Here is an 18,689-nt window from a genome sequence, read left to right on the forward strand (position 1 = left end):
CTTAACCTCGCGGCTCAATACTTGCGGCCAGAATCGCCAGAACCAGTTGCTGGAAATCCAGACCGGCAGCGCGAGCCGCCATCGGCACCAGACTGTGATCGGTCATGCCCGGTGCGGTATTGACTTCCAGGAACCAGAACTGCCCGTCGGCGTCCTGCATCACGTCAGCCCTGCCCCAACCGGCGATACCCAGCGCCTCACAGGCTTTCGCCGTGAGGTCCATCAGTTCTTTTTCTTTGCTGCTGTCCAGGCCACACGGAATCCGGTACTGGGTATCGGAAGCCACGTACTTGGCGTCGTAGTCGTAGAAGCTGTGCGTCGTGCCCAGGGCAATCGGTGGCAACACCTGGTCACGCAGGGTGGCGATGGTGAACTCCGGACCTTGAATCCATTGCTCGACCAACACTTGCGAATCGTAGGTACTGGCCGCTTTCCACGCGTCGATCAACTCCGACACAGAGGTCACTTTGGCCATCCCGATACTTGAACCTTCATGGGCCGGTTTGACGATCAAAGGGACGCCCAGTTCCGTCGCCGCCGAAATACAATCGGCCTCGGAACTCAGTACGGCATGGCGCGGCGTCGGAATACCCAGGCTGTGCCAGACCTGTTTGGTGCGCAGCTTGTCCATGGCGAGCGCGGAAGCAAGAATGCCGCTGCCGGTGTACGCAATACCCAGGCATTCCAGCAGGCCCTGCATGCTGCCGTCTTCACCGCCACGACCGTGGAGAATGATGAAGGCGCGATCGATTTTTTCAGTCAGCAGACGCTGCAAAAGATCATCGCCCACGTCGAGACCAAACGCGTCCACACCGGCGCTTAGCAACGCGTCGAGAACCGCGCGACCCGACTTTAGAGAAACCTCACGCTCGGCACTCTTGCCACCAAAGAGCACGGCGACGCGCCCGAAATCTTTCGGTGCAATAGTGGAGACGAGGTTGGCGTAAGCAGCAGTCATTTCAACTTCCCCACACTCGGCGCAACAACGGCGCCTTTGAACAACGGACTTTTCAACAGTTTCGGTGCAAGACCACCGATGTCACCGGCGCCCTGGCACAGCAGGATGTCGCCAGCACGCAGCAGCGGCTTGACCACCGGCGCGAGGTCAACACCGCGCTCGATGTAGATCGGGTCGAGCTGACCGCGCTGACGAATGCTGTTGCACAGTTTGCGGCTGTCGGCGCCCGGGATCGGTTCTTCACCGGCCGGGTAGACTTCCATCAGCAGCAGGACGTTGGCGTCGGCCAATACATTGACGAAATCGTCGTACAGGTCGCGGGTGCGACTGTAACGGTGAGGCTGGTAGACCATCACCAGACGGCGCTCCGGCCAGCCACCGCGCACGGCCTTGATCACCGCGGCGACTTCGGTCGGGTGGTGACCGTAGTCGTCGACCAGCATCACGCTGCCACCGTCTACCGGCAGTTCGCCGTAGACCTGAAAGCGACGGCCGACACCCTGGAACCCGGACAGTCCCTGGACAATGGCTTCATCGCTGACGCCCTCATCGGTGGCGATGCAGATGGTTGCCAGTGCGTTCAACACGTTGTGGTTGCCCGGCATGTTCACGGACACATCCAGCGGATCGCGATCGGGACGCAGCACGGTAAAGAAGGTCTGCATGCCCTGCTGACGCACATTGATCGCGCGCACGTCGCAGTCATCGCCGAAGCCATAAGTGACGGTCGGACGTTTCACCTGCGGCAGGATTTCACGTACCACTGGATCGTCCAGGCACACCACTGCCAGGCCATAGAACGGCAGGTTGTGCAGGAACTCGACGAAGGTTTTCTTCAGTTTGTTGAAGTCACCGTCGTAGGTTGCCATGTGGTCGGCGTCGATGTTGGTAACCACGGCCACCAGCGGCTGCAAGTGCAGGAAGCTGGCGTCGCTTTCGTCAGCTTCAGCGATCAGGTAACGGCTGGTGCCCAGCTGAGCATTGGTGCCTGCGGCATTGAGACGACCACCGATAACGAATGTCGGGTCCAGGCCACCGGCGGCAAACACCGAAGCGATCAGGCTGGTGGTCGTGGTTTTGCCATGGGTACCGGCGACGGCGATGCCGTGGCGGTAGCGCATCAGCTCAGCCAGCATTTCAGCGCGAGGCACCACCGGAATGCGGCGTTCCAGGGCGGTGGCGACTTCCGGGTTGGAGGTGTTCACGGCACTGGAGGTGACCAGCACATCGGCGTTCGCGGCGTTCTCGGCGCGGTGGCCGATAAATATCTGGGCGCCGAAGGACTCGAGACGCTCGGTCACCGGCGAAGCTTTCAGGTCGGAACCGGACACTTCATAGCCCAGGTTCAACAACACTTCGGCAATGCCGCACATGCCCACGCCGCCGATTCCGACGAAGTGGATGCGACGGATGCGGCGCATCTCCGGTTGCGGCATGGCTTTCTGATTCTCAACCATGGGCCACCTCCAGGCAGGTATCGACCACGTTACGGGTTGCATCGGGTTTGGCCAGGCGGCGTGCCGCGGTAGCCATGTCGGAGAGTCGTTGTGGTTGCATCAGGACCTCTGTCAGGCGTGCGGCAAGATCCGCTGCGCCAGTCGTTCTTTGCGGCATCAGGAAGGCAGCGCCTTCACGGGCCAAATAATCGGCGTTGCGGGTCTGGTGATCGTCGATCGCGTGGGGCAAAGGCACCAGCATCGAGGGCAGACCGGCGGCGGCCAGTTCGCTGATGGTCAGCGCGCCTGCGCGGCACACCACCAGGTCGGCCCAGCCATAGGCTTGGGCCATGTCTTTGATGAAAGGCTGCACTTGCGCCTCGACGCCAGCCGCGCGATAGCGCTGGGCAGTCACGTCATCGTGGTTTTTGCCGGCCTGATGAAACACTTCCGGGCGCAGGTCGGGAGCGACTTGCGACAGGGCTTCAGGCAGCAGCTTATTCAACGGTTCTGCGCCCAGGCTTCCACCCAGGATCAGCAAACGCGCCCTGCGACCCGCCAAAGCCTGTCGCGGTGTTTCGAGGAACAGCTCGGTGCGCACCGGGTTACCGGTGGTCCGTCGGCTGCCCGACAGGGTAAAGGTGTCGGGGAACGCTTCACAGACTCGGGCGGCCAACGGCACCAGCAACCGATTGGCGGTACCGGCCACGGCGTTCTGTTCGTGAACGATCACCGGCACACCCGCCAGTTTGGCTGCAACACCACCCGGGCCGGTCACATAACCACCGAAGCCGACCACACACACCGGCCGCAGCTGGCGAATGATCGCCCGTGCCTGCCAGATCGACTTGAGCAACATGAACGGCGCCTTGAGCAGGGACAACTTGCCCTTGCCGCGCAATCCGCTGGCATTGATCCGGTGCAGTTCGATGCCCGCCACCGGGACCAGATCGTTCTCAATGCCACGCGGTGTCCCGAGCCAATGCACGGTGTAACCACGGGCCTGGAATTCATGAGCACACGCCAGCGCCGGAAACACATGGCCACCGGTGCCGCCCGCCATGATCAATACGTTAGCGCCCATGGGTCGGCTCCTCGGCGAAGTCGCTCTCATGGAACTCCATCTCTTCGCTGCCCAAGTGGGTTCGACTTTCCCATTCAATACGCAGCAACAAGCCGAGACAGGCACAGCAGATCACCAACGAACTGCCGCCATAGCTGAGGAACGGCAGGGTCAGGCCCTTGGTTGGCAACAAACCGACGTTCACTCCGATATTGATCAGGAACTGACCAATCCACAGGAACGACAAGCCGTACGCGATGTAGGCGGCGAAATACTGCTTGGCCTTCTCGGCCCAATAACCGATGTACATGCCACGAACACAGACAAAGGCGAACAGCGCTACCGTGCACAAAGAACCGACGGCGCCCAGTTCTTCGGCCAGGACCGAGAACACGAAGTCGGTGTGGGCTTCCGGCAGGTAGAACTGTTTCTGCACGCTATTGCCCAGGCCAACGCCGAGCCATTCACCGCGACCAAAAGCGATCAAGGCTTGAGACAACTGATAGCCGGCGCCGAACTGGTCGGCCCACGGATCCGCAAAGTTGGTCAGGCGCGCCATTCGATACGGTTGCACTTGAATCAGCAACACCACTGCCGCGACCGCCAGGACAACCATCAGGGAAAATCGGAACAGACCCACCCCGCCGAGGAACAGCATCGCAGCAGCAGCCCCCATCATCACGACGGTGGCACCGAAGTCCGGCTCCATCAGCAACAGACCCGCCATTGGCAGCAGAACGATGAACGGCTTGAAGAAGCCCATCCAGCTTTCACGCACTTCTTTCTGACGACGCACCAAGTACCCGGCAAGGTAAATAACGACAAATACCTTGGCGATTTCCGATGGCTGAACGTTGAAGAAACTGAAGCCGATCCAGCGCATCGAGCCGTTCACTTCACGGCCAATTCCCGGAATGATCACCATCACCAGCAAACCGAACGCACCAATCAGCATCAGCCAGCCCAGCCGTTGCCAGGTGGCGATCGGAATCATCATGGTGACGATGCAGGCACCCAGGCCCAGCACGATGTAAATAAGGTGGCGAATCATGTAATACAGGGCGCTGCCCGTCTGCAGAGCCGCCACTTCGGTCGAGGCCGATGCAATCATGACCAGTCCAAGGCCGATCAATGCCAGGCAGCCGACAAGCATCGGGAAGTCGAGGTCGATGCCGCGCCCGGTGATGAGCGGGGACGGATAGGGCTTGATGATGTTCATCAGGCTCATACCAGATCCTCCACAGCGCGGACGAACTGGTGACCACGGTCTTCGTAATTTTTGAACATGTCGAAACTGGCGCAGGCCGGGGACAGCAGCACCGCGTCGCCCTTTTGTGCGATAGCGCGGCATTGCTCGACCGCTTCGATCAGCGAGTTGACACGAATCAGCACCACGGCATCGCCAATGGCCTGAGCGATCAGCTCGGCATCGCGGCCCATCAGCACCACGGCGCGGCAGTTGGCCGCCACCGGATCACGCAAGCCCTTGAACTCGGCACCTTTGCCGTCGCCACCGGCGATCAACACAAGCTTGCCGTCGATGTCCGCGCCCAAACCTTCGATGGCAGCCAGCGCAGCGCCGACGTTGGTGGCTTTGGAGTCGTTGTAATAGCTCACGCCATTGAGATCACGGACCCACTGGCAGCGATGCTCAAGCCCGGCGAAGGTGCGCAGGCTCGACAGCATGGCGTCGAATGGCAGGCCGACCGCGTGGCCCAGCGCCAATGCCGCCAAGGCGTTGGACTGGTTGTGGGCACCGCGAACTTTCAACTCGCGCACTGGCATCAGGTTCTGAAATTCGAAGGCCAGGTACTTCTCGCCGTCTTCTTCGCGGATACCGAATGCCTTGAAATCAGGTTTGCTCAAACCGAAGGTCCAGCATGGCTGACCCTCGCCTATCAGCGGACGGCTCAGGGCATCCTGACGGTTGACCACAAACTGCTTGGCACCCCGGAAGATCCGGTGCTTGGCCAGATGATAAGCCGGCAGACCGCTGTAGCGGTCCATGTGGTCTTCGCTGACATTGAGCACGGTCGCCACTTCGGCGTTGAGTTGATCGGTGGTTTCGAGCTGGAAGCTCGACAGTTCCATCACGTACAGCTCGACGTCGTCGCTGAGCAGGTCCAGCGCCGGCGTACCGAGGTTGCCACCGATGGCGACACGCTTGCCGGCCGCCACAGCCATCTCGCCGACCAGTGTGGTGACGGTGCTTTTTGCATTGGAACCGCTGATGGCGACGATCGGCGCCTTCGCGTTACGCGCGAACAGCTCGATGTCGCCGGACAATTTCACGCCACGGGCGGCGGCAGCCTGCAGGGCCGGGGTCGCCAGCGCCAGGCCGGGGCTCACGTAGAGCTCGTCGGCGCGGCACAGGAATTCGACGTCCAGCTCGCCACAACGCACTTCCACGTGCGGATAGTCACGCTTGAGCGTGGCCAGTTCCGGTGGATTTTCCCGCGTGTCGGCGACAGCAAACGACGTGCCCCGGTTCGCCAGGAAGCGAACCAGGGACATGCCGCTCTTGCCGAGGCCGACAACGATGCGGAAGTGGTCAGAAGCGATCAGAGACACTCGTTCTACCTCAGCTTCAGGGTGGCAAGGCCAACCAGCACGAGAATCACGGTGATGATCCAGAAACGGACGATCACGCGTGGCTCGGGCCAGCCCTTGAGTTCAAAGTGGTGATGAATCGGTGCCATGCGGAACACACGGCGACCGGTGAGCTTGAAGGAAGCAACCTGGATGACGACTGACAGGGTTTCCATCACGAATACGCCACCCATGATGAACAGGACGATTTCCTGACGGACGATCACCGCGATGGTGCCCAGTGCCGCGCCCAGCGCCAGTGCGCCGACGTCGCCCATGAACACCTGAGCCGGATAGGTGTTGAACCAGAGAAACCCTAGCCCCGCGCCGATCAAGGCGCCGCAGAACACAATCAACTCGCCTGCGCCCGGCACATATGGAATCAGCAGGTATTCAGCGAATTTCACGTTACCCGACAGGTAGCAGAAAATACCCAACCCGCCGCCGACCATTACAGTGGGCATGATCGCCAGACCGTCGAGGCCGTCAGTCAGGTTGACCGCGTTGCTCGAGCCGACGATCACGAAATAGGTCAGCACCACAAAACCGATGCCCAGCGGAATGCTGTGATCCTTGAGCATTGGCAGGATCAGCGTGGTTTCCACCGGGCTGGTGGCGGTCATATAAAGGAAGATCGCCGCGCCGAGGCCAAACACAGATTGCCAGAAATACTTCCAGCGGCTCGGCAAGCCTCGGGAGTTTTTCTCGATGACTTTGCGGTAGTCGTCGACCCAGCCGATCGCGCCGAACAGCAAGGTCACCAGCAGCACGGTCCACACGTAACGGTTGCTCAGGTCAGCCCACAACAAAGTGCTGATGCCGATGGACGACAGGATCAGCGCGCCGCCCATGGTCGGGGTGCCGGATTTGGACAGGTGCGATTGCGGACCATCGTTGCGAACGGACTGGCCGATCTGACGGTTCTGCAGAGTGCGGATCATCCACGGGCCATAGCACAGCGACAAAACCAACGCGGTCAGCACACCGAAGATCCCGCGCAGGGTCAGGTACTGAAAGACCGCGAAGCCTTTGTAGAACTGTTGCAGATACTCCGCTAGTAGCAGCAGCATTAATGTTTCTCCAGGCTGGTCCCGCACAAAGCGGCGACGATGTTTTCCATCGCCGCGCTGCGCGAGCCCTTGATCAAAATAGTGGTGTTTGTGTCTTGCTCGGCGCCCAGGGCCTTGATCAGTTCAGCCTGAGTGCTGAAGTGAAAGGCCTGTGGACCAAAAGCGTTCACGGCGTGAGCCATCATTGGCCCGACAGCGTAAAGCGCGGCAACCTTGCCGCGGGCGTACTCGCCCACATCGCGGTGCCCCTGCTCCGCCCAATCGCCCAACTCGCCGATATCTCCGAGCACCAGAACGGTGCGGCCGGAAAAGCCGGCGAGTATATCAACGGCGGCGCACATGGAAGTGGGGTTCGCGTTGTACGTGTCATCGATCACGCGCATGCCATTGCTGGCCAGTTGCGCGACGGTGCGGCCCTTGACCGGTTGCACCGCGCCCAGACCGGTGGCGATGCCAAACAGCGACACGCCCAGCGCATGGGCGGCGGCGGCCGCGGCCATGGCATTGGCAACGTTATGGGCGCCGAGCAGGTTCAGTTGAACGCGCTCCATACCTTCAGGACTGTGCAGGTTGAACGCCGGGCAACCGCGAGCGTCGCGATCCAGATCGCTGGCGTAGAAATCGGCACTGACATTGCTCAGGGCGAAGGTCAGCACTTTGCGACCGGCAGCGCGAGCCTTCCAGATGTCGAACGCCTTGTCGTCAAGATTGAGAACGGCGACGCCATCGGCATCCAGCCCTTCAATAATCTCGCCCTTGGCTTCAACGATTTTTTCCGGCCCGCCGAACTCGCCGACGTGGGCGGTCCCGGCGTTGTTGAGCACGGCCACATGAGGTTTGGTCATCTCGACGGTGTAGGCAATTTCGCCTAGACGCGAAGCACCCAGTTCGATCACTGCGGCGGTATGTTCTGGTGCGAGTTCGAGCAGGGTCAGCGGCACGCCGAGATCATTGTTCAGGTTGCCACGGGTCGCCAACACCAGACCGCGCGTGCGCAGGATGCTGGCAAGCATTTCCTTGACCGTGGTCTTGCCGCTGGAACCAGTGATCGCCGCAACAGGATGGGTGTAAGCCGCACGGTTCAACGCGCCGAGTTGCCCCAGGGCCAGACGAGTATCGTTGACCAGCAACTGCGGCAGTGCGCTGTCGGCGACTTCACGCTCGACCAGCGCCGCTACGGCGCCTTTTGCGGCTACGTCATTGAGATAATCGTGACCATCGAAACGCGGGCCGGTCAGGGCGATAAAAAGTTGGCCTGCCTTGATCGCGCGACTGTCGATGCTGACGCCGTCGAAGCGGGCATCGGCCGTGAGCAAGCGGGCATTCAGCGCGCCGGTCAGCTCGCTCAGTTTCAGGGCTTTAAGCATGGGCCACCTCCCACGCGGTCAAGGCGTGATCGGCCTCGACCAGATCCGAGAACGCGTGGCGCTGGCCATTGATTTCCTGATAGTCCTCATGACCTTTACCGGCCAGGACAATCACGTCATCCGCCGAAGCGCTGGCGATCAATTGGGCAATCGCCTGACCACGGCCAACGACGAAGGTGACTTTATCCACAGCGGTAAAACCGGCGCGGATGTCGTCGAAAATCACTGCCGGATCTTCGGTGCGCGGGTTGTCATCGGTCACCAATACGCCGTCAGCCAGACGCTCAACCACTTCAGCCATGAGCGGACGTTTACCGCGATCGCGATCACCGCCACAACCGAACAGGCACAGCAAACGGCCTTTGGCGTGAGGACGCAGGGCCATCAAGACTTTTTCCAGCGCATCCGGTGTGTGGGCGTAATCGACCACTACCAGCGGCTGAGTACCACCGCCGAGGCGCTGCATGCGTCCGGCCGGGCCTTCAAGTGTTGGCAGGACCTTGAGAATTTCGTCCAGCGCGTAATCCAGACCGAGCAAGGCGCCAACCGCGGCCAGTACGTTGCTCAGGTTGAAGCGACCAAGCAAGGTGCTGCGCAAATGATGCTCGCCCTGCGGCGTGACCAACGTGGCGCGCACGCCTTCGTCATCGAACTGCGCTTCACGGCAATAAAGGTAGGCGCTGGCGTCTTCCAGGCTATAGGTGATCAGGCGCGACTCGCGTTTATCGGCGGCCAGTTCGCGGCCGAATTCGTCGTCGAGGTTAACCACCCGGCACTTCAAATCATTCCAGGCAAACAGCTTGGCCTTGGCTTCGCCGTAGGCTTGCATGGTGCCGTGGTAATCCAGGTGATCGCGGGACAGGTTGGTCATCACCGCCACATCGAACGCCAGCGCGGTCACGCGGCCCTGATCCAGACCGTGAGATGAAACCTCCATGGCAACTGCTTTGGCGCCGGCCTTTTTCAGGTCAGCGAGGGTCGCTTGCACGGCGATCGGGTTCGGCGTGGTGTGCAAGCCGCTTTCGAGCGCACCGTAAAAACCGGCACCCAACGTGCCGACGATGCCGCAGTGTTGGCCGAGTAAATCCAAGGCTTGTGCAACCAACTGTGTCACGCTGGTTTTGCCGTTGGTGCCGGTCACGCCGATCAGGTTCAGGTGACGACTAGGGTCACCGTAAAAACGCCCGGCGATGTCCGACAGCTGCGCGGCCAGGCCTTTGACCGGAATCAACGGCACATCGGTAATCGGCAATACAGTCGCGCCTTCGACTTCATACGCCACAGCCGCAGCGCCGCGTTGCAGGGCGTCAGCAATGTGCGCACGACCGTCGAATTTGCCGCCAGGGACGGCGAGAAACAGATCGCCAGCCCGCACGTTGCGGCTGTCCAGGGTCAGTTCGCGGATCAATAAATCGCGGCCGGCGTGGGCAAAAATCTTGTTCAGACTCAGAGACATCAGCCGCGCCCTCCATTGGCTTTCAGCGGAACGACCGGTGCTGCGTTCGCTTGTTGAGTAGGTGGCAGGTTGTCCGGGGTGACGTTCATCAGGCGCAAGGTCCCGGACATCACTTTGCTGAACACTGGGGCCGAGATCAGACCACCGTAGTAACCGGCTTTGGTCGGTTCATCGATCACCACCACAATTGCGTAGCGCGGATCGCTCATCGGGCCGAAACCGGCGAACAGCGAGCGGTAGGAATTCACGGCGTAGCCTTTGGTGCCGGCCGACGTTTTACGCGCGGTACCCGACTTGCCTGCCACGTGATACGCCGGCACTTTCGCACGGAAGACACCACGCGGGGCTTCGATCACTTGAGTCAGCATGCCTTGCATGGTTTTCGCGACCGCTTCCGGCAATACCTGTGTGGTTTGCGCTGGCTTGTCCGTTTTGATCAGGGTCAACGGCGCGAGACGACCGTTATTAGCCAGGGCCGAGAAAGCGTGGACCAACTGGATCGCGGTCACCGAAATACCGTAGCCGTACGACAGCGTGGCGGTTTCAGCCTTGCGCCATTCGCGGTAATTGGGGAGATTGCCGACGCGCTCGCCCGGGAAGCCCAGGCCGGTGTCCTGGCCGAGGCCGACTTTTTGCGCCAGACGGAAAATCGTTTCGCCGCCGATATCGAAGGCGACCTTGCTCATGCCCACGTTACTGGAGTTGATCAGAATGCCGGTGAGATCGAGCACCGGGCCTTCAGTCCTGGATACGTCGCGAATGGTGTATTTGCCCAGTTGCAGAGTGCCCGGATAAACCTCCACCGTATCGGTCGGCTTCCAGCGCCCGGTTTCAATCGCGGCGCTCATGGAAATCGCTTTCATGGTCGAACCCGGCTCGAACACGTCGATCATCGCGCGGTTGCGCATCATCGCCGGTTGCAGGTTGCGACGGTTGTTCGGGTTGTAGGTCGGCTGGTTGACCATGGCGAGGATCTCGCCGGTCTTCACGTCCATGATCACCAGGCTGCCGGCCTTGGCACCGTTCTCGATGATCGCGTTACGCAGCTCGCGGTTGGCCAGGTATTGCAGACGCAGGTCAATGGACAACGCCAAGGGCTTGCCGGCCTTGGCGTTTTTGGTGACCTGGACATCCTTGATAAGTCGGCCACGCCGATCCTTGATCACTTGTCGCTTACCGGGGACCCCGGCCAGCCATTCGTCGTAGGCTAGCTCGATACCTTCACGACCGTGGTCATCGATGTCGGTAAAACCGACCATATGGGCAGTGACTTCACCGGCCGGGTAGAAACGACGAAACTCTTCGATGCCATAAACGCCCGGCACTTTCAGATCGAGCACCGACTGGCCCTGTTCGGGGGTCAGCCCACGCACCAGGTAGATGAATTCTTTATTGGCTTGAGCCTCGAGACGATCGGCCAGGGCTTTCGGGTCCTGCCCCAAGGCCGCCGCCAGTGCAGGCCACTTCTCTTTGGTCGCTTGCATTTCCTTGGCATTGGCCCAAAGGGTGGTGACGGGGGTACTCACGGCCAAAGGCTCGCCGTTACGGTCGGTGATCAGACCACGGTGAGCCGGAATCGGAATATGACGAACGCTGCGCGCATCGCCCTGACCTTTAAGAAAGGCACGGTCGACTACTTGCAGATCGATAATGCGCCAGGCTATCGCCGCGACCATGACGCCGAGCAAACCCAGGACCAGGCGGAACCGCCATGGAAAGAGTGCGCCCTCGAGTTTCATCATGGCGTCACCATCTGCACTTCAGCGGCGCCAGGAATGCGCATCTTCAGTTGCTCGGTCGCCAGGACTTCGATACGGCTGTGCGCAGTCCAGGTGCTCTGTTCGAGAATCAAACGGCCCCACTCCGCTTGCGCCTTGTCGCGCACGCTCAACTCGTTGAACAGCGAATTCAACAGTTGACGGTTCCAGTGGGCGCTATAGGAAACGCCGATGGCCGATGCGAGCATGCCAACAAACAGCAGAAACATGAAAAAGCTTCCGCCGGGAAGTGGCTTGGCGAAAAGATTGCTCACCGCAGCTTCTCCGCGACGCGCATGACGGCGCTACGGGAACGTGGGTTGGCTTTTAGTTCGGCCTCGGAGGCGGACTGTGCTTTGCCATGGGTTTTGATTATTGGTTCGAAGGCGACGTGACGTACCGGCAGATTGCGAGGCAAGTTGTCGGCTTCGCCTTTCACCAGTTTGCGCATGAACAGTTTGACGATACGGTCTTCCAGCGAGTGGAAGCTGATGACCACCAGGCGGCCACCGACTTCCAGGCATTCCAGTGCGGCTTCGAGGCCAGCTTCCAGATCACCCAGTTCGTTGTTGACGTGAATACGCAAGCCCTGAAACGCACGGGTCGCCGGATTTTTACCCTTTTCCCATGCAGGGTTGGCGACTTTCAGGACTTCAGCCAGATCGGCAGTGCGCTCGAACGGCTTGATATCGCGACGCTCGGCGACAGCACGGGCCATCCGGCCGGAGAAACGTTCTTCGCCGTATTGCTTGAACACCCGGGCGATTTCTTCCACCGGCGCGGTGTTGACGAATTCGGCAGCGCTGATCCCGCGTGACGGGTCCATACGCATGTCCAGCGGGCCGTCGTTGAGGAAACTGAAACCACGCTCAGGGTCATCGAGCTGCGGCGAAGACACACCGAGGTCGAGCAAAACGCCGCTGACCCTGCCATCCAGACCGCGCTCGGCAACTTCCGAACCGAGCTCGGCAAAGCTGCGCTGCACAACGACAAAGCGGCCGTCTTCGGCCGCTAGCGTTTGCCCGGTGGCAATCGCTTGAGGATCCTTATCGAATCCGAGCACCCGACCGTCGGGACCTAGCTGGCTGAGGATCAACCGGCTGTGTCCGCCGCGCCCGAACGTACCGTCCAGATAGCAGCCATCAGGACGTACGGCGAGAGCCTCCACGGCTTCGTCAAGCAGTACGGTGATGTGGTTAAAGCCGCTATCAATAGTCACAGGATCAAATCACGCAGTTCATCAGGCATGGCGCCCGGTTGTTGAATGGCAGCCAGGTCAGCGGCAGAAACCGCATCCCAGGCACTCTCGTCCCACAATTGGAACTTGTTCAGTTGGCCTACCAACATCGCGCGCTTATCCAACTTGGCATATTCACGAAGACGCGGCGGAACCAGAAAACGACCACTGGCATCAAGCTCGAGGTCGACGGCATTACCAATCAGTAAACGTTGCAGGCGGCGGCTCTCTTCGCTAAACGAAGGGAGTGTGCGCAGTTTGGTTTCAATAATTTCCCACTCATCGAGGGGGTAAACACACAAACATGGATCAACGGCATCAATTGTGACGATTAACTGACCAGAACTACGCGAAACGAGCTCGTCACGGTATCGGCTCGGCATAGCGAGACGGCCCTTTGCGTCGAGACTGATAGCGTTAGCTCCGCGAAACACGTCAGCGTTTCTCCAAATATTAGCGTTTTGAGCTCAAAAAACCCACTTCATGCCACTTTCCGCCACTTGCGCACACTATAGGAATGCGGCCACCGCACCGTCAAGGCGCGGATTAAAGGAAAACCCTTACAGAACTGAGATTTAGGAGCGTAAAAGGAGGGGTAGCGAGAATCTGACGTGTCGTCTTGCTCAATAACCTGAACCAGCACTGAAGGCTGCGTTCGAAAGTTAAAGTAATTTGTTAAGAGTAAGATTTTTTCGGTATTAGGAAAGTGCTTCTGCTGTTGATTTTGTAAGGAGGGAAATTGCTACTACAGACACCCTGCTCAATGATTAAAGCAGGGAGGGGGAAAAGGTGGAGAGTCGATCTGTAAGCCGGGTTCTGTCTTGAACAGTCATTCGTCTACGATGGCCATCACTGGACATCTTTAGCAACCTACCCGGTCCCAGCGCGGGCCACGCCTTGGGACCCTATTTGGTCTTGCTCCAAGTGGGGTTTACCTAGCCACGAACTGTTGCCAGACGTGCGGTGCGCTCTTACCGCACCTTTTCACCCTTACCGGCGCCGAAGCGCTTAGGCGGTTATTTTCTGTGGCACTTTCCGTAGGCTCACGCCTCCCAGGCATTACCTGGCACTTCGCCCTATGGAGCCCGGACTTTCCTCCCCCCCCTAATTTTCATAGAAGGCAGCGACTGTCCGATCGACTCTCCGCCGCGAAGATTAACGGCAGAGCGGCCGGAGGACAAGCGCTAAACGCCTTGGGCTACGCCTGCACGTCGGTTTTTACTCGCCCTTCTGTTTATCCAGCGCGACCTGGTAGAGCACATTCTTGCGCTCACCGGTAATTTGCGCCGCCAACGCCGCGGCTCGTTTGAGCGGCATTTCTTCAAGCAACAGATTCAGAATGCGCATTGCTTCACTGCTGACGGCGTCCTCGGTCTCGGGGGCCGACCAACCCGCCACCAACACAACGCACTCACCGCGTTGCTGATTGCTATCCGACTCGACGAACTCGCGCAACTCAGCCAGAGGCAAGCCTTTAAGGGTTTCGAAAGTCTTGGTCAGCTCGCGCGCCAGCAACGCCGGACGCTCACCACCAAACACCCACTCCATGTCTTGAAGGCACTCAAGGATCCGGTGCGGGGCTTCATAAAAAATCAGCGTGCGCGGCTCTTCCTTTACCAACTCAAGACGGGCTCGCCGACCGACAGTCTTGGCCGGCAGAAAGCCTTCGAAGATGAAACGGTCTGACGGCAACCCCGCCGCCGACAACGCTGCGATCAACGCGCAGGCGCCCGGAACCGGCACCACATTGATACCCGCAGCACGAGCCTGACGCACGAGGTGATAACCAGGATCGGAAATCAACGGCGTGCCGGCATCTGAAATCAGTGCCACATCGTCACCGGCGAGCAGGCGGGCGATAAAGCGGCTACCTTCATCCCGTTCATTGTGTTCGTGACAGGCCGCCAGCGGCGTTGGAATACCGAAATGCTGCATCAATCGCTGTGAGTGACGGGTATCTTCGGCGGCGACCAAGGCGACCTCGCGCAGGATTTTCAGCGCACGCGCACTGATGTCGTCCAGGTTGCCGATGGGCGTCGCCACCACATAAAGCGAGCCTGCAGCGGAATTCAAAGCACCTGGAGCAGTCAAAGCGCACACCTCATGATCGGTAAAAGCCGCCATTGTAGCGCGTCGTGACGTTCGCGATACGCGCAAGCAACCCATGGTTTTGCAGCCTTTTGTGCAGCGCCGCAACATTTGCACGAGCTAAATTGATCGATTCACACCAGTAACATCGCGCCCCGGCCAGTGCTTGGGTACAATTCCACGCTAATTTGATCGAGTATCAGGAACACTTACATGATCGCTTGCCTGCGGCTGCTCACTGCCCTCTGCCTCGCTGCCTTGCTGGCGGCTTGCGCCAGCTCGCCCTCCTCCAGCCTTGGCGAACTTCCACGGACCCCGGATGCCAGTATCGAGCAACTGCTCGCACAGGCCGCTCAAAGCAAAGACCCGGAAAAAGCCTCCCTGTTGCGCCTGAGCGCGGCAGATCTCGCCTATCGTCAGGGGAATGGCGGCCAGGCCGCGCAAATACTGCAACAAGTCCCCCTCGAATCACTCAAGCCTGGCCTACAGGTGTTCGCCAGTACCCTGGCAGCTGAACTGGCCATGGTTCGCAATCAGCCCAAAGCGGCGCTGACAGCCTTGAGTCATCCGAGCCTGCAACGCCTGAGTGAACTGTCGGTTGAGCAACAGGTTCGCACCGGCACCGTTCATGCCCGCGCGCTTGAGGCCGATGGCCAGACGCTGGCCGCCGCACGGGAGCGCATCTTCATCGCGCCAATGCTTGAAGGTGAAGCCGCCAGCAAAAACCACGAAGCGATCTGGACCCTGATCGCCTCGTTACCGACCGACCAGTTGCAGCCAACCTCCACCGATGACCTCGGCGGCTGGATGGGCCTGACACTGGCAGTGAAAACTGCCGGCACCCTGGAACAGCAACAAGCCGCGATCGACACCTGGCGTGCACAGAATCCAAAACACCCGGCCGCCATTCAATTGCCGCTGCCACTGACCAAGCTCAAGGAGCTGGCCAGCCAGCCCCTGAGCAAAATCGCCCTGCTGCTGCCACAAGACGGCCCGCTGGGGGCGGTCGGCAAAGCACTGCGCGAAGGTTTCATGGCTGCTCACTACCAGGCCCAACAAGCCGGGCAGAAGGCGCCAGCCATCGAGTTCTATGACAGCACGCGCCTGACGTCCCTCGACGAGTTCTATCGCAAGGCCCAGGCCGACGGCGTGCAACTGGTCATCGGCCCGCTGGAGAAACCGCTGGTCAAACAACTTAGCGCTCGCCCGCAACTGCCGATCACCACCCTGGCGCTGAATTACAGCGAAGGCGCACAAGGTCCGGCCCAGCTGTTCCAGTTCGGTCTTGCTGCTGAAGATGAAGCCCGCGAAGTGTCCCGCCGTGCTCGCGCCGATGGTCTGCATCGCGCGGCCATCATGGTGCCAAAAGGCGAATGGGGCGATCGCGTCTTGAGAGCATTCAGCCAGGATTGGCAGGCTAACGGTGGCAGCATCGTTGCCACCGAACGCGTCGACCAACCGGTTCAACTGGCCAAGCAGATTGCCGAGATGTTCCAGCTGCGTCAGAGCGAAGGTCGTGCCAAGAGCCTGCAAAGCACCGTTGGCGGACAGGTAGCCGCCCAGCCTTCGCGTCGCCAGGACATCGAGTTCATCTTCCTGGCCGCAACGCCTCAACAGGCCCAGCAAATCAAGCCGACACTGAACTTCCAGTACGCCGGCGACGTGCCGGTTTATGCCACCTCCCACGTGTACAGCGCCAGCGGCGATGTGAATCAGTACAACGACATGAACGGCATTCGCTTCTGCGAAACCCCATGGTTGCTGGAGGCCAACGACCCACTGCGCAAACAAGTGACCGCTCAGTGGCCGCAGGCTGCTAGCAGCTTGGGGCGTCTGTACGCGATGGGGGCTGATGCCTATCGCCTGGCACCACGCCTGGGGCAACTCAAGGCCCTGCCGGACGTCCGCATCGAAGGTCAATCGGGCAGCCTGGGCATGACCCAGAACCAACGTGTGGTCCGCCAGTTGCCGTGGGCACAGTTCGTCAACGGCCAGGTTCAACGCCTGCCGGACACCCCGCGCTGATGCCCGACAGATCACGCCAGCAAAGCGGTAAAGATGCCGAGCGCCATGCGCTCGAGCATCTTCAACAACAAGGTCTGCGCCTGCTGGCGCAGAACTGGTTGTGCAAACGCGGCGAGCTTGATCTGGTCATGCTTGATGGCGATACAGTAGTATTCGTTGAAGTCCGCTACAGAAAAAACACTCAATGGGGCGGCGCGCTCGGTAGCATCGACGAGCGCAAACGGCAGAAACTGATCGTTGCCGCGCAGTATTTTCTTCAGCACGAGTCGCGCTGGGCCAATTCCCCTTGCCGTTTCGACGTGGTTGCCATCGACAGCAACCTCGATCAGTTGAACTGGTTGCAGAATGCCTTCGACAGCTGATCGCGAGCGCCCCGAACCGGACACTTTCACCCAACACTTTTGCTCTTTGCTTTGCGGGCTGCACATTCATGTGCCGAGTAGCCGCGCTAATTAAGGTCACACAGATGGACATGCAATCCCGAATTCGCCAGCTTTTTCAGGCCAGTATCGATACCAAGCAAATGGCGATGGACGTACTTGCACCGCACATCGAGCAAGCCAGCCAGGTGATGGTCAACGCCCTGCTCAACGAAGGCAAAATGCTGTCCTGCGGCAACGGCGGCTCTGCCGGTGATGCCCAGCACTTCTCGTCCGAGCTGCTCAACCGTTTCGAGCGCGAGCGTCCGAGCCTGCCAGCGATTGCACTGACCACCGACAGCTCAACGATCACCTCGATCGCCAACGACTACAGTTACAACGAAATCTTCTCCAAACAGATCCGCGCCCTCGGCCAGCCAGGAGACGTCTTGCTGGCGATTTCCACCAGCGGCAACTCGGCAAACATTATTCAAGCGATCCAGGCCGCACATGATCGCGAAATGATTGTCGTAGCATTGACCGGTCGCGATGGCGGCGGCATGGCATCACTGCTATTGCCCGAGGACGTCGAGATTCGCGTACCGGCCAACGTCACCGCACGTATTCAGGAAGTCCACCTGCTAGCGATCCATTGCCTTTGCGATTTGATCGACAGCCAACTGTTCGGGAGTGAAGAATGACCCCTAATCGCCTAGGCCTTCTGGCCTTGACCCTGTGCCTCGGCATCAGCGGCTGCACCTCGGTGGTTAACGCCAGCCGTGAAGCACCGATTGAAGATGACCGCGGCACCCGCACCTTCGGTAGCAAGATCGACGACTCGTTGATCGACACCAAGGTCGGCGTGAACATTGCCAAGGCCGACCCAGCCCTGGATAACGACTCGCACATCGTCGTCACCAGCTTCAATGGCATCGTGCTGCTCGCCGGACAAACCCCGCGTGCCGACCTCAAGGCCAAAGCCGAACAGGCCGCTGCGGCGGTTCAGCGCGTGAAAAAAGTCCACAACGAACTGCAAGTCCTGCCACCTTCTGGCTTCCTTGCCCGCCAGAACGACACCTGGCTGACCTCCAAGATCAAAACCCAGATGCTCACAGATCCGAATATTCCAGGCTCGCGCATCAAGGTTGTCACCGAGAACGGCATCGTCTACCTGCTGGGCCTGCTGACCAAACAGGAAGCCGCTCAAGCCACTAACCTGGTGCAAGGCGTTTCCGGCGTGCAGAAGATCGTGAAGTTGTTCGAATACATCGATTGATACACAAC

The 18,689-nt window shown here is 59.9% G+C and carries 17 protein-coding genes and 1 other RNA gene; 4 read left to right on the plus strand and 14 right to left on the minus strand.

Going from position 1 to position 18,689, the window contains the following annotated elements; translation table 11 throughout:
* Position 1: 1 nt before the first annotated feature.
* From ACXPVS_RS22800 to rsmI, 14 genes are all read right to left on the minus strand, one after another.
* A complete protein-coding gene (locus tag ACXPVS_RS22800; RefSeq protein ID WP_458511904.1) occupies positions 2–958 on the minus strand; it encodes a D-alanine--D-alanine ligase in 957 nt (318 codons plus the stop codon).
* On the minus strand, positions 955–2,415 hold the full coding sequence (gene murC / locus ACXPVS_RS22805; RefSeq protein ID WP_458511905.1) for a UDP-N-acetylmuramate--L-alanine ligase: 1,461 nt from the start codon (positions 2,413–2,415) through the stop codon (positions 955–957). Before murC ends, ACXPVS_RS22800 begins: the two co-directional genes overlap by 4 nt.
* Positions 2,408–3,478 (minus strand): undecaprenyldiphospho-muramoylpentapeptide beta-N-acetylglucosaminyltransferase, encoded by a 1,071-nt coding sequence (gene murG / locus ACXPVS_RS22810; RefSeq protein WP_458511906.1) that lies wholly within the window; start codon positions 3,476–3,478, stop codon positions 2,408–2,410. The genes murC and murG overlap by 8 nt, the downstream gene beginning before the upstream one ends.
* Entirely contained in the window at positions 3,468–4,685 is a 1,218-nt protein-coding gene (ftsW, locus tag ACXPVS_RS22815; RefSeq protein ID WP_458511907.1) for a putative lipid II flippase FtsW, read from the minus strand. Before ftsW ends, murG begins: the two co-directional genes overlap by 11 nt.
* Positions 4,682–6,028, minus strand: coding sequence for a UDP-N-acetylmuramoyl-L-alanine--D-glutamate ligase (gene murD, locus ACXPVS_RS22820; RefSeq protein WP_458511908.1), 1,347 nt, complete (start codon positions 6,026–6,028; stop codon positions 4,682–4,684). Before murD ends, ftsW begins: the two co-directional genes overlap by 4 nt.
* Before the next feature lie 5 nt (positions 6,029–6,033).
* A complete protein-coding gene (gene mraY, locus ACXPVS_RS22825) occupies positions 6,034–7,116 on the minus strand; it encodes a phospho-N-acetylmuramoyl-pentapeptide-transferase (RefSeq protein ID WP_458511909.1) in 1,083 nt (360 codons plus the stop codon).
* Positions 7,116–8,483: a UDP-N-acetylmuramoyl-tripeptide--D-alanyl-D-alanine ligase gene (locus tag ACXPVS_RS22830; RefSeq protein ID WP_458511910.1), complete on the minus strand. Its 1,368-nt coding sequence runs from the start codon at positions 8,481–8,483 to the stop codon at positions 7,116–7,118. Before ACXPVS_RS22830 ends, mraY begins: the two co-directional genes overlap by 1 nt.
* Positions 8,476–9,939, minus strand: a complete 1,464-nt coding sequence (locus ACXPVS_RS22835; RefSeq protein WP_458511911.1) for a UDP-N-acetylmuramoyl-L-alanyl-D-glutamate--2,6-diaminopimelate ligase — start codon at positions 9,937–9,939, stop codon at positions 8,476–8,478. The genes ACXPVS_RS22830 and ACXPVS_RS22835 overlap by 8 nt, the downstream gene beginning before the upstream one ends.
* Entirely contained in the window at positions 9,939–11,678 is a 1,740-nt protein-coding gene (locus ACXPVS_RS22840; protein ID WP_458511947.1) for a peptidoglycan D,D-transpeptidase FtsI family protein, read from the minus strand. The genes ACXPVS_RS22835 and ACXPVS_RS22840 overlap by 1 nt, the downstream gene beginning before the upstream one ends.
* Positions 11,678–11,971, minus strand: coding sequence for a cell division protein FtsL (gene ftsL / locus ACXPVS_RS22845; protein ID WP_458511912.1), 294 nt, complete (start codon positions 11,969–11,971; stop codon positions 11,678–11,680). Before ftsL ends, ACXPVS_RS22840 begins: the two co-directional genes overlap by 1 nt.
* Positions 11,968–12,915, minus strand: a complete 948-nt coding sequence (gene rsmH, locus ACXPVS_RS22850; protein ID WP_458511913.1) for a 16S rRNA (cytosine(1402)-N(4))-methyltransferase RsmH — start codon at positions 12,913–12,915, stop codon at positions 11,968–11,970. Before rsmH ends, ftsL begins: the two co-directional genes overlap by 4 nt.
* Positions 12,912–13,367, minus strand: a complete 456-nt coding sequence (gene mraZ, locus ACXPVS_RS22855) for a division/cell wall cluster transcriptional repressor MraZ (RefSeq protein ID WP_458511914.1) — start codon at positions 13,365–13,367, stop codon at positions 12,912–12,914. The genes rsmH and mraZ overlap by 4 nt, the downstream gene beginning before the upstream one ends.
* A gap of 355 nt (positions 13,368–13,722) precedes the next feature.
* An RNA gene (gene rnpB, locus ACXPVS_RS22860) (RNase P RNA component class A) lies at positions 13,723–14,076 on the minus strand.
* Positions 14,077–14,151: 75 nt separating this feature from the next.
* Positions 14,152–15,057 carry a 16S rRNA (cytidine(1402)-2'-O)-methyltransferase gene (gene rsmI / locus ACXPVS_RS22865; RefSeq protein WP_458511915.1) on the minus strand — a complete coding sequence of 302 codons (906 nt, stop codon included), beginning with the start codon at positions 15,055–15,057 and terminating at the stop codon, positions 14,152–14,154.
* Positions 15,058–15,234: 177 nt separating this feature from the next.
* Between rsmI and ACXPVS_RS22870 the strand changes: the two genes are divergently transcribed.
* From ACXPVS_RS22870 to ACXPVS_RS22885, 4 genes are all read left to right on the plus strand, one after another.
* A complete protein-coding gene (locus ACXPVS_RS22870; protein ID WP_458511916.1) occupies positions 15,235–17,046 on the plus strand; it encodes a penicillin-binding protein activator in 1,812 nt (603 codons plus the stop codon).
* The gene (locus ACXPVS_RS22875; protein WP_458511917.1) at positions 17,046–17,408 is read left to right on the plus strand and encodes a YraN family protein; all 363 of its coding nucleotides are present in this window, start codon (positions 17,046–17,048) and stop codon (positions 17,406–17,408) included. Before ACXPVS_RS22870 ends, ACXPVS_RS22875 begins: the two co-directional genes overlap by 1 nt.
* Positions 17,409–17,512: 104 nt before the next feature.
* Positions 17,513–18,106: a phosphoheptose isomerase gene (locus ACXPVS_RS22880; RefSeq protein WP_008025961.1), complete on the plus strand. Its 594-nt coding sequence runs from the start codon at positions 17,513–17,515 to the stop codon at positions 18,104–18,106.
* Positions 18,103–18,681 carry a BON domain-containing protein gene (locus ACXPVS_RS22885; protein ID WP_458511918.1) on the plus strand — a complete coding sequence of 193 codons (579 nt, stop codon included), beginning with the start codon at positions 18,103–18,105 and terminating at the stop codon, positions 18,679–18,681. Before ACXPVS_RS22880 ends, ACXPVS_RS22885 begins: the two co-directional genes overlap by 4 nt.
* The last annotated feature ends 8 nt before the right edge of the window (positions 18,682–18,689 follow it).

This window comes from Pseudomonas sp. Ma2-10 (assembly GCF_054330215.1).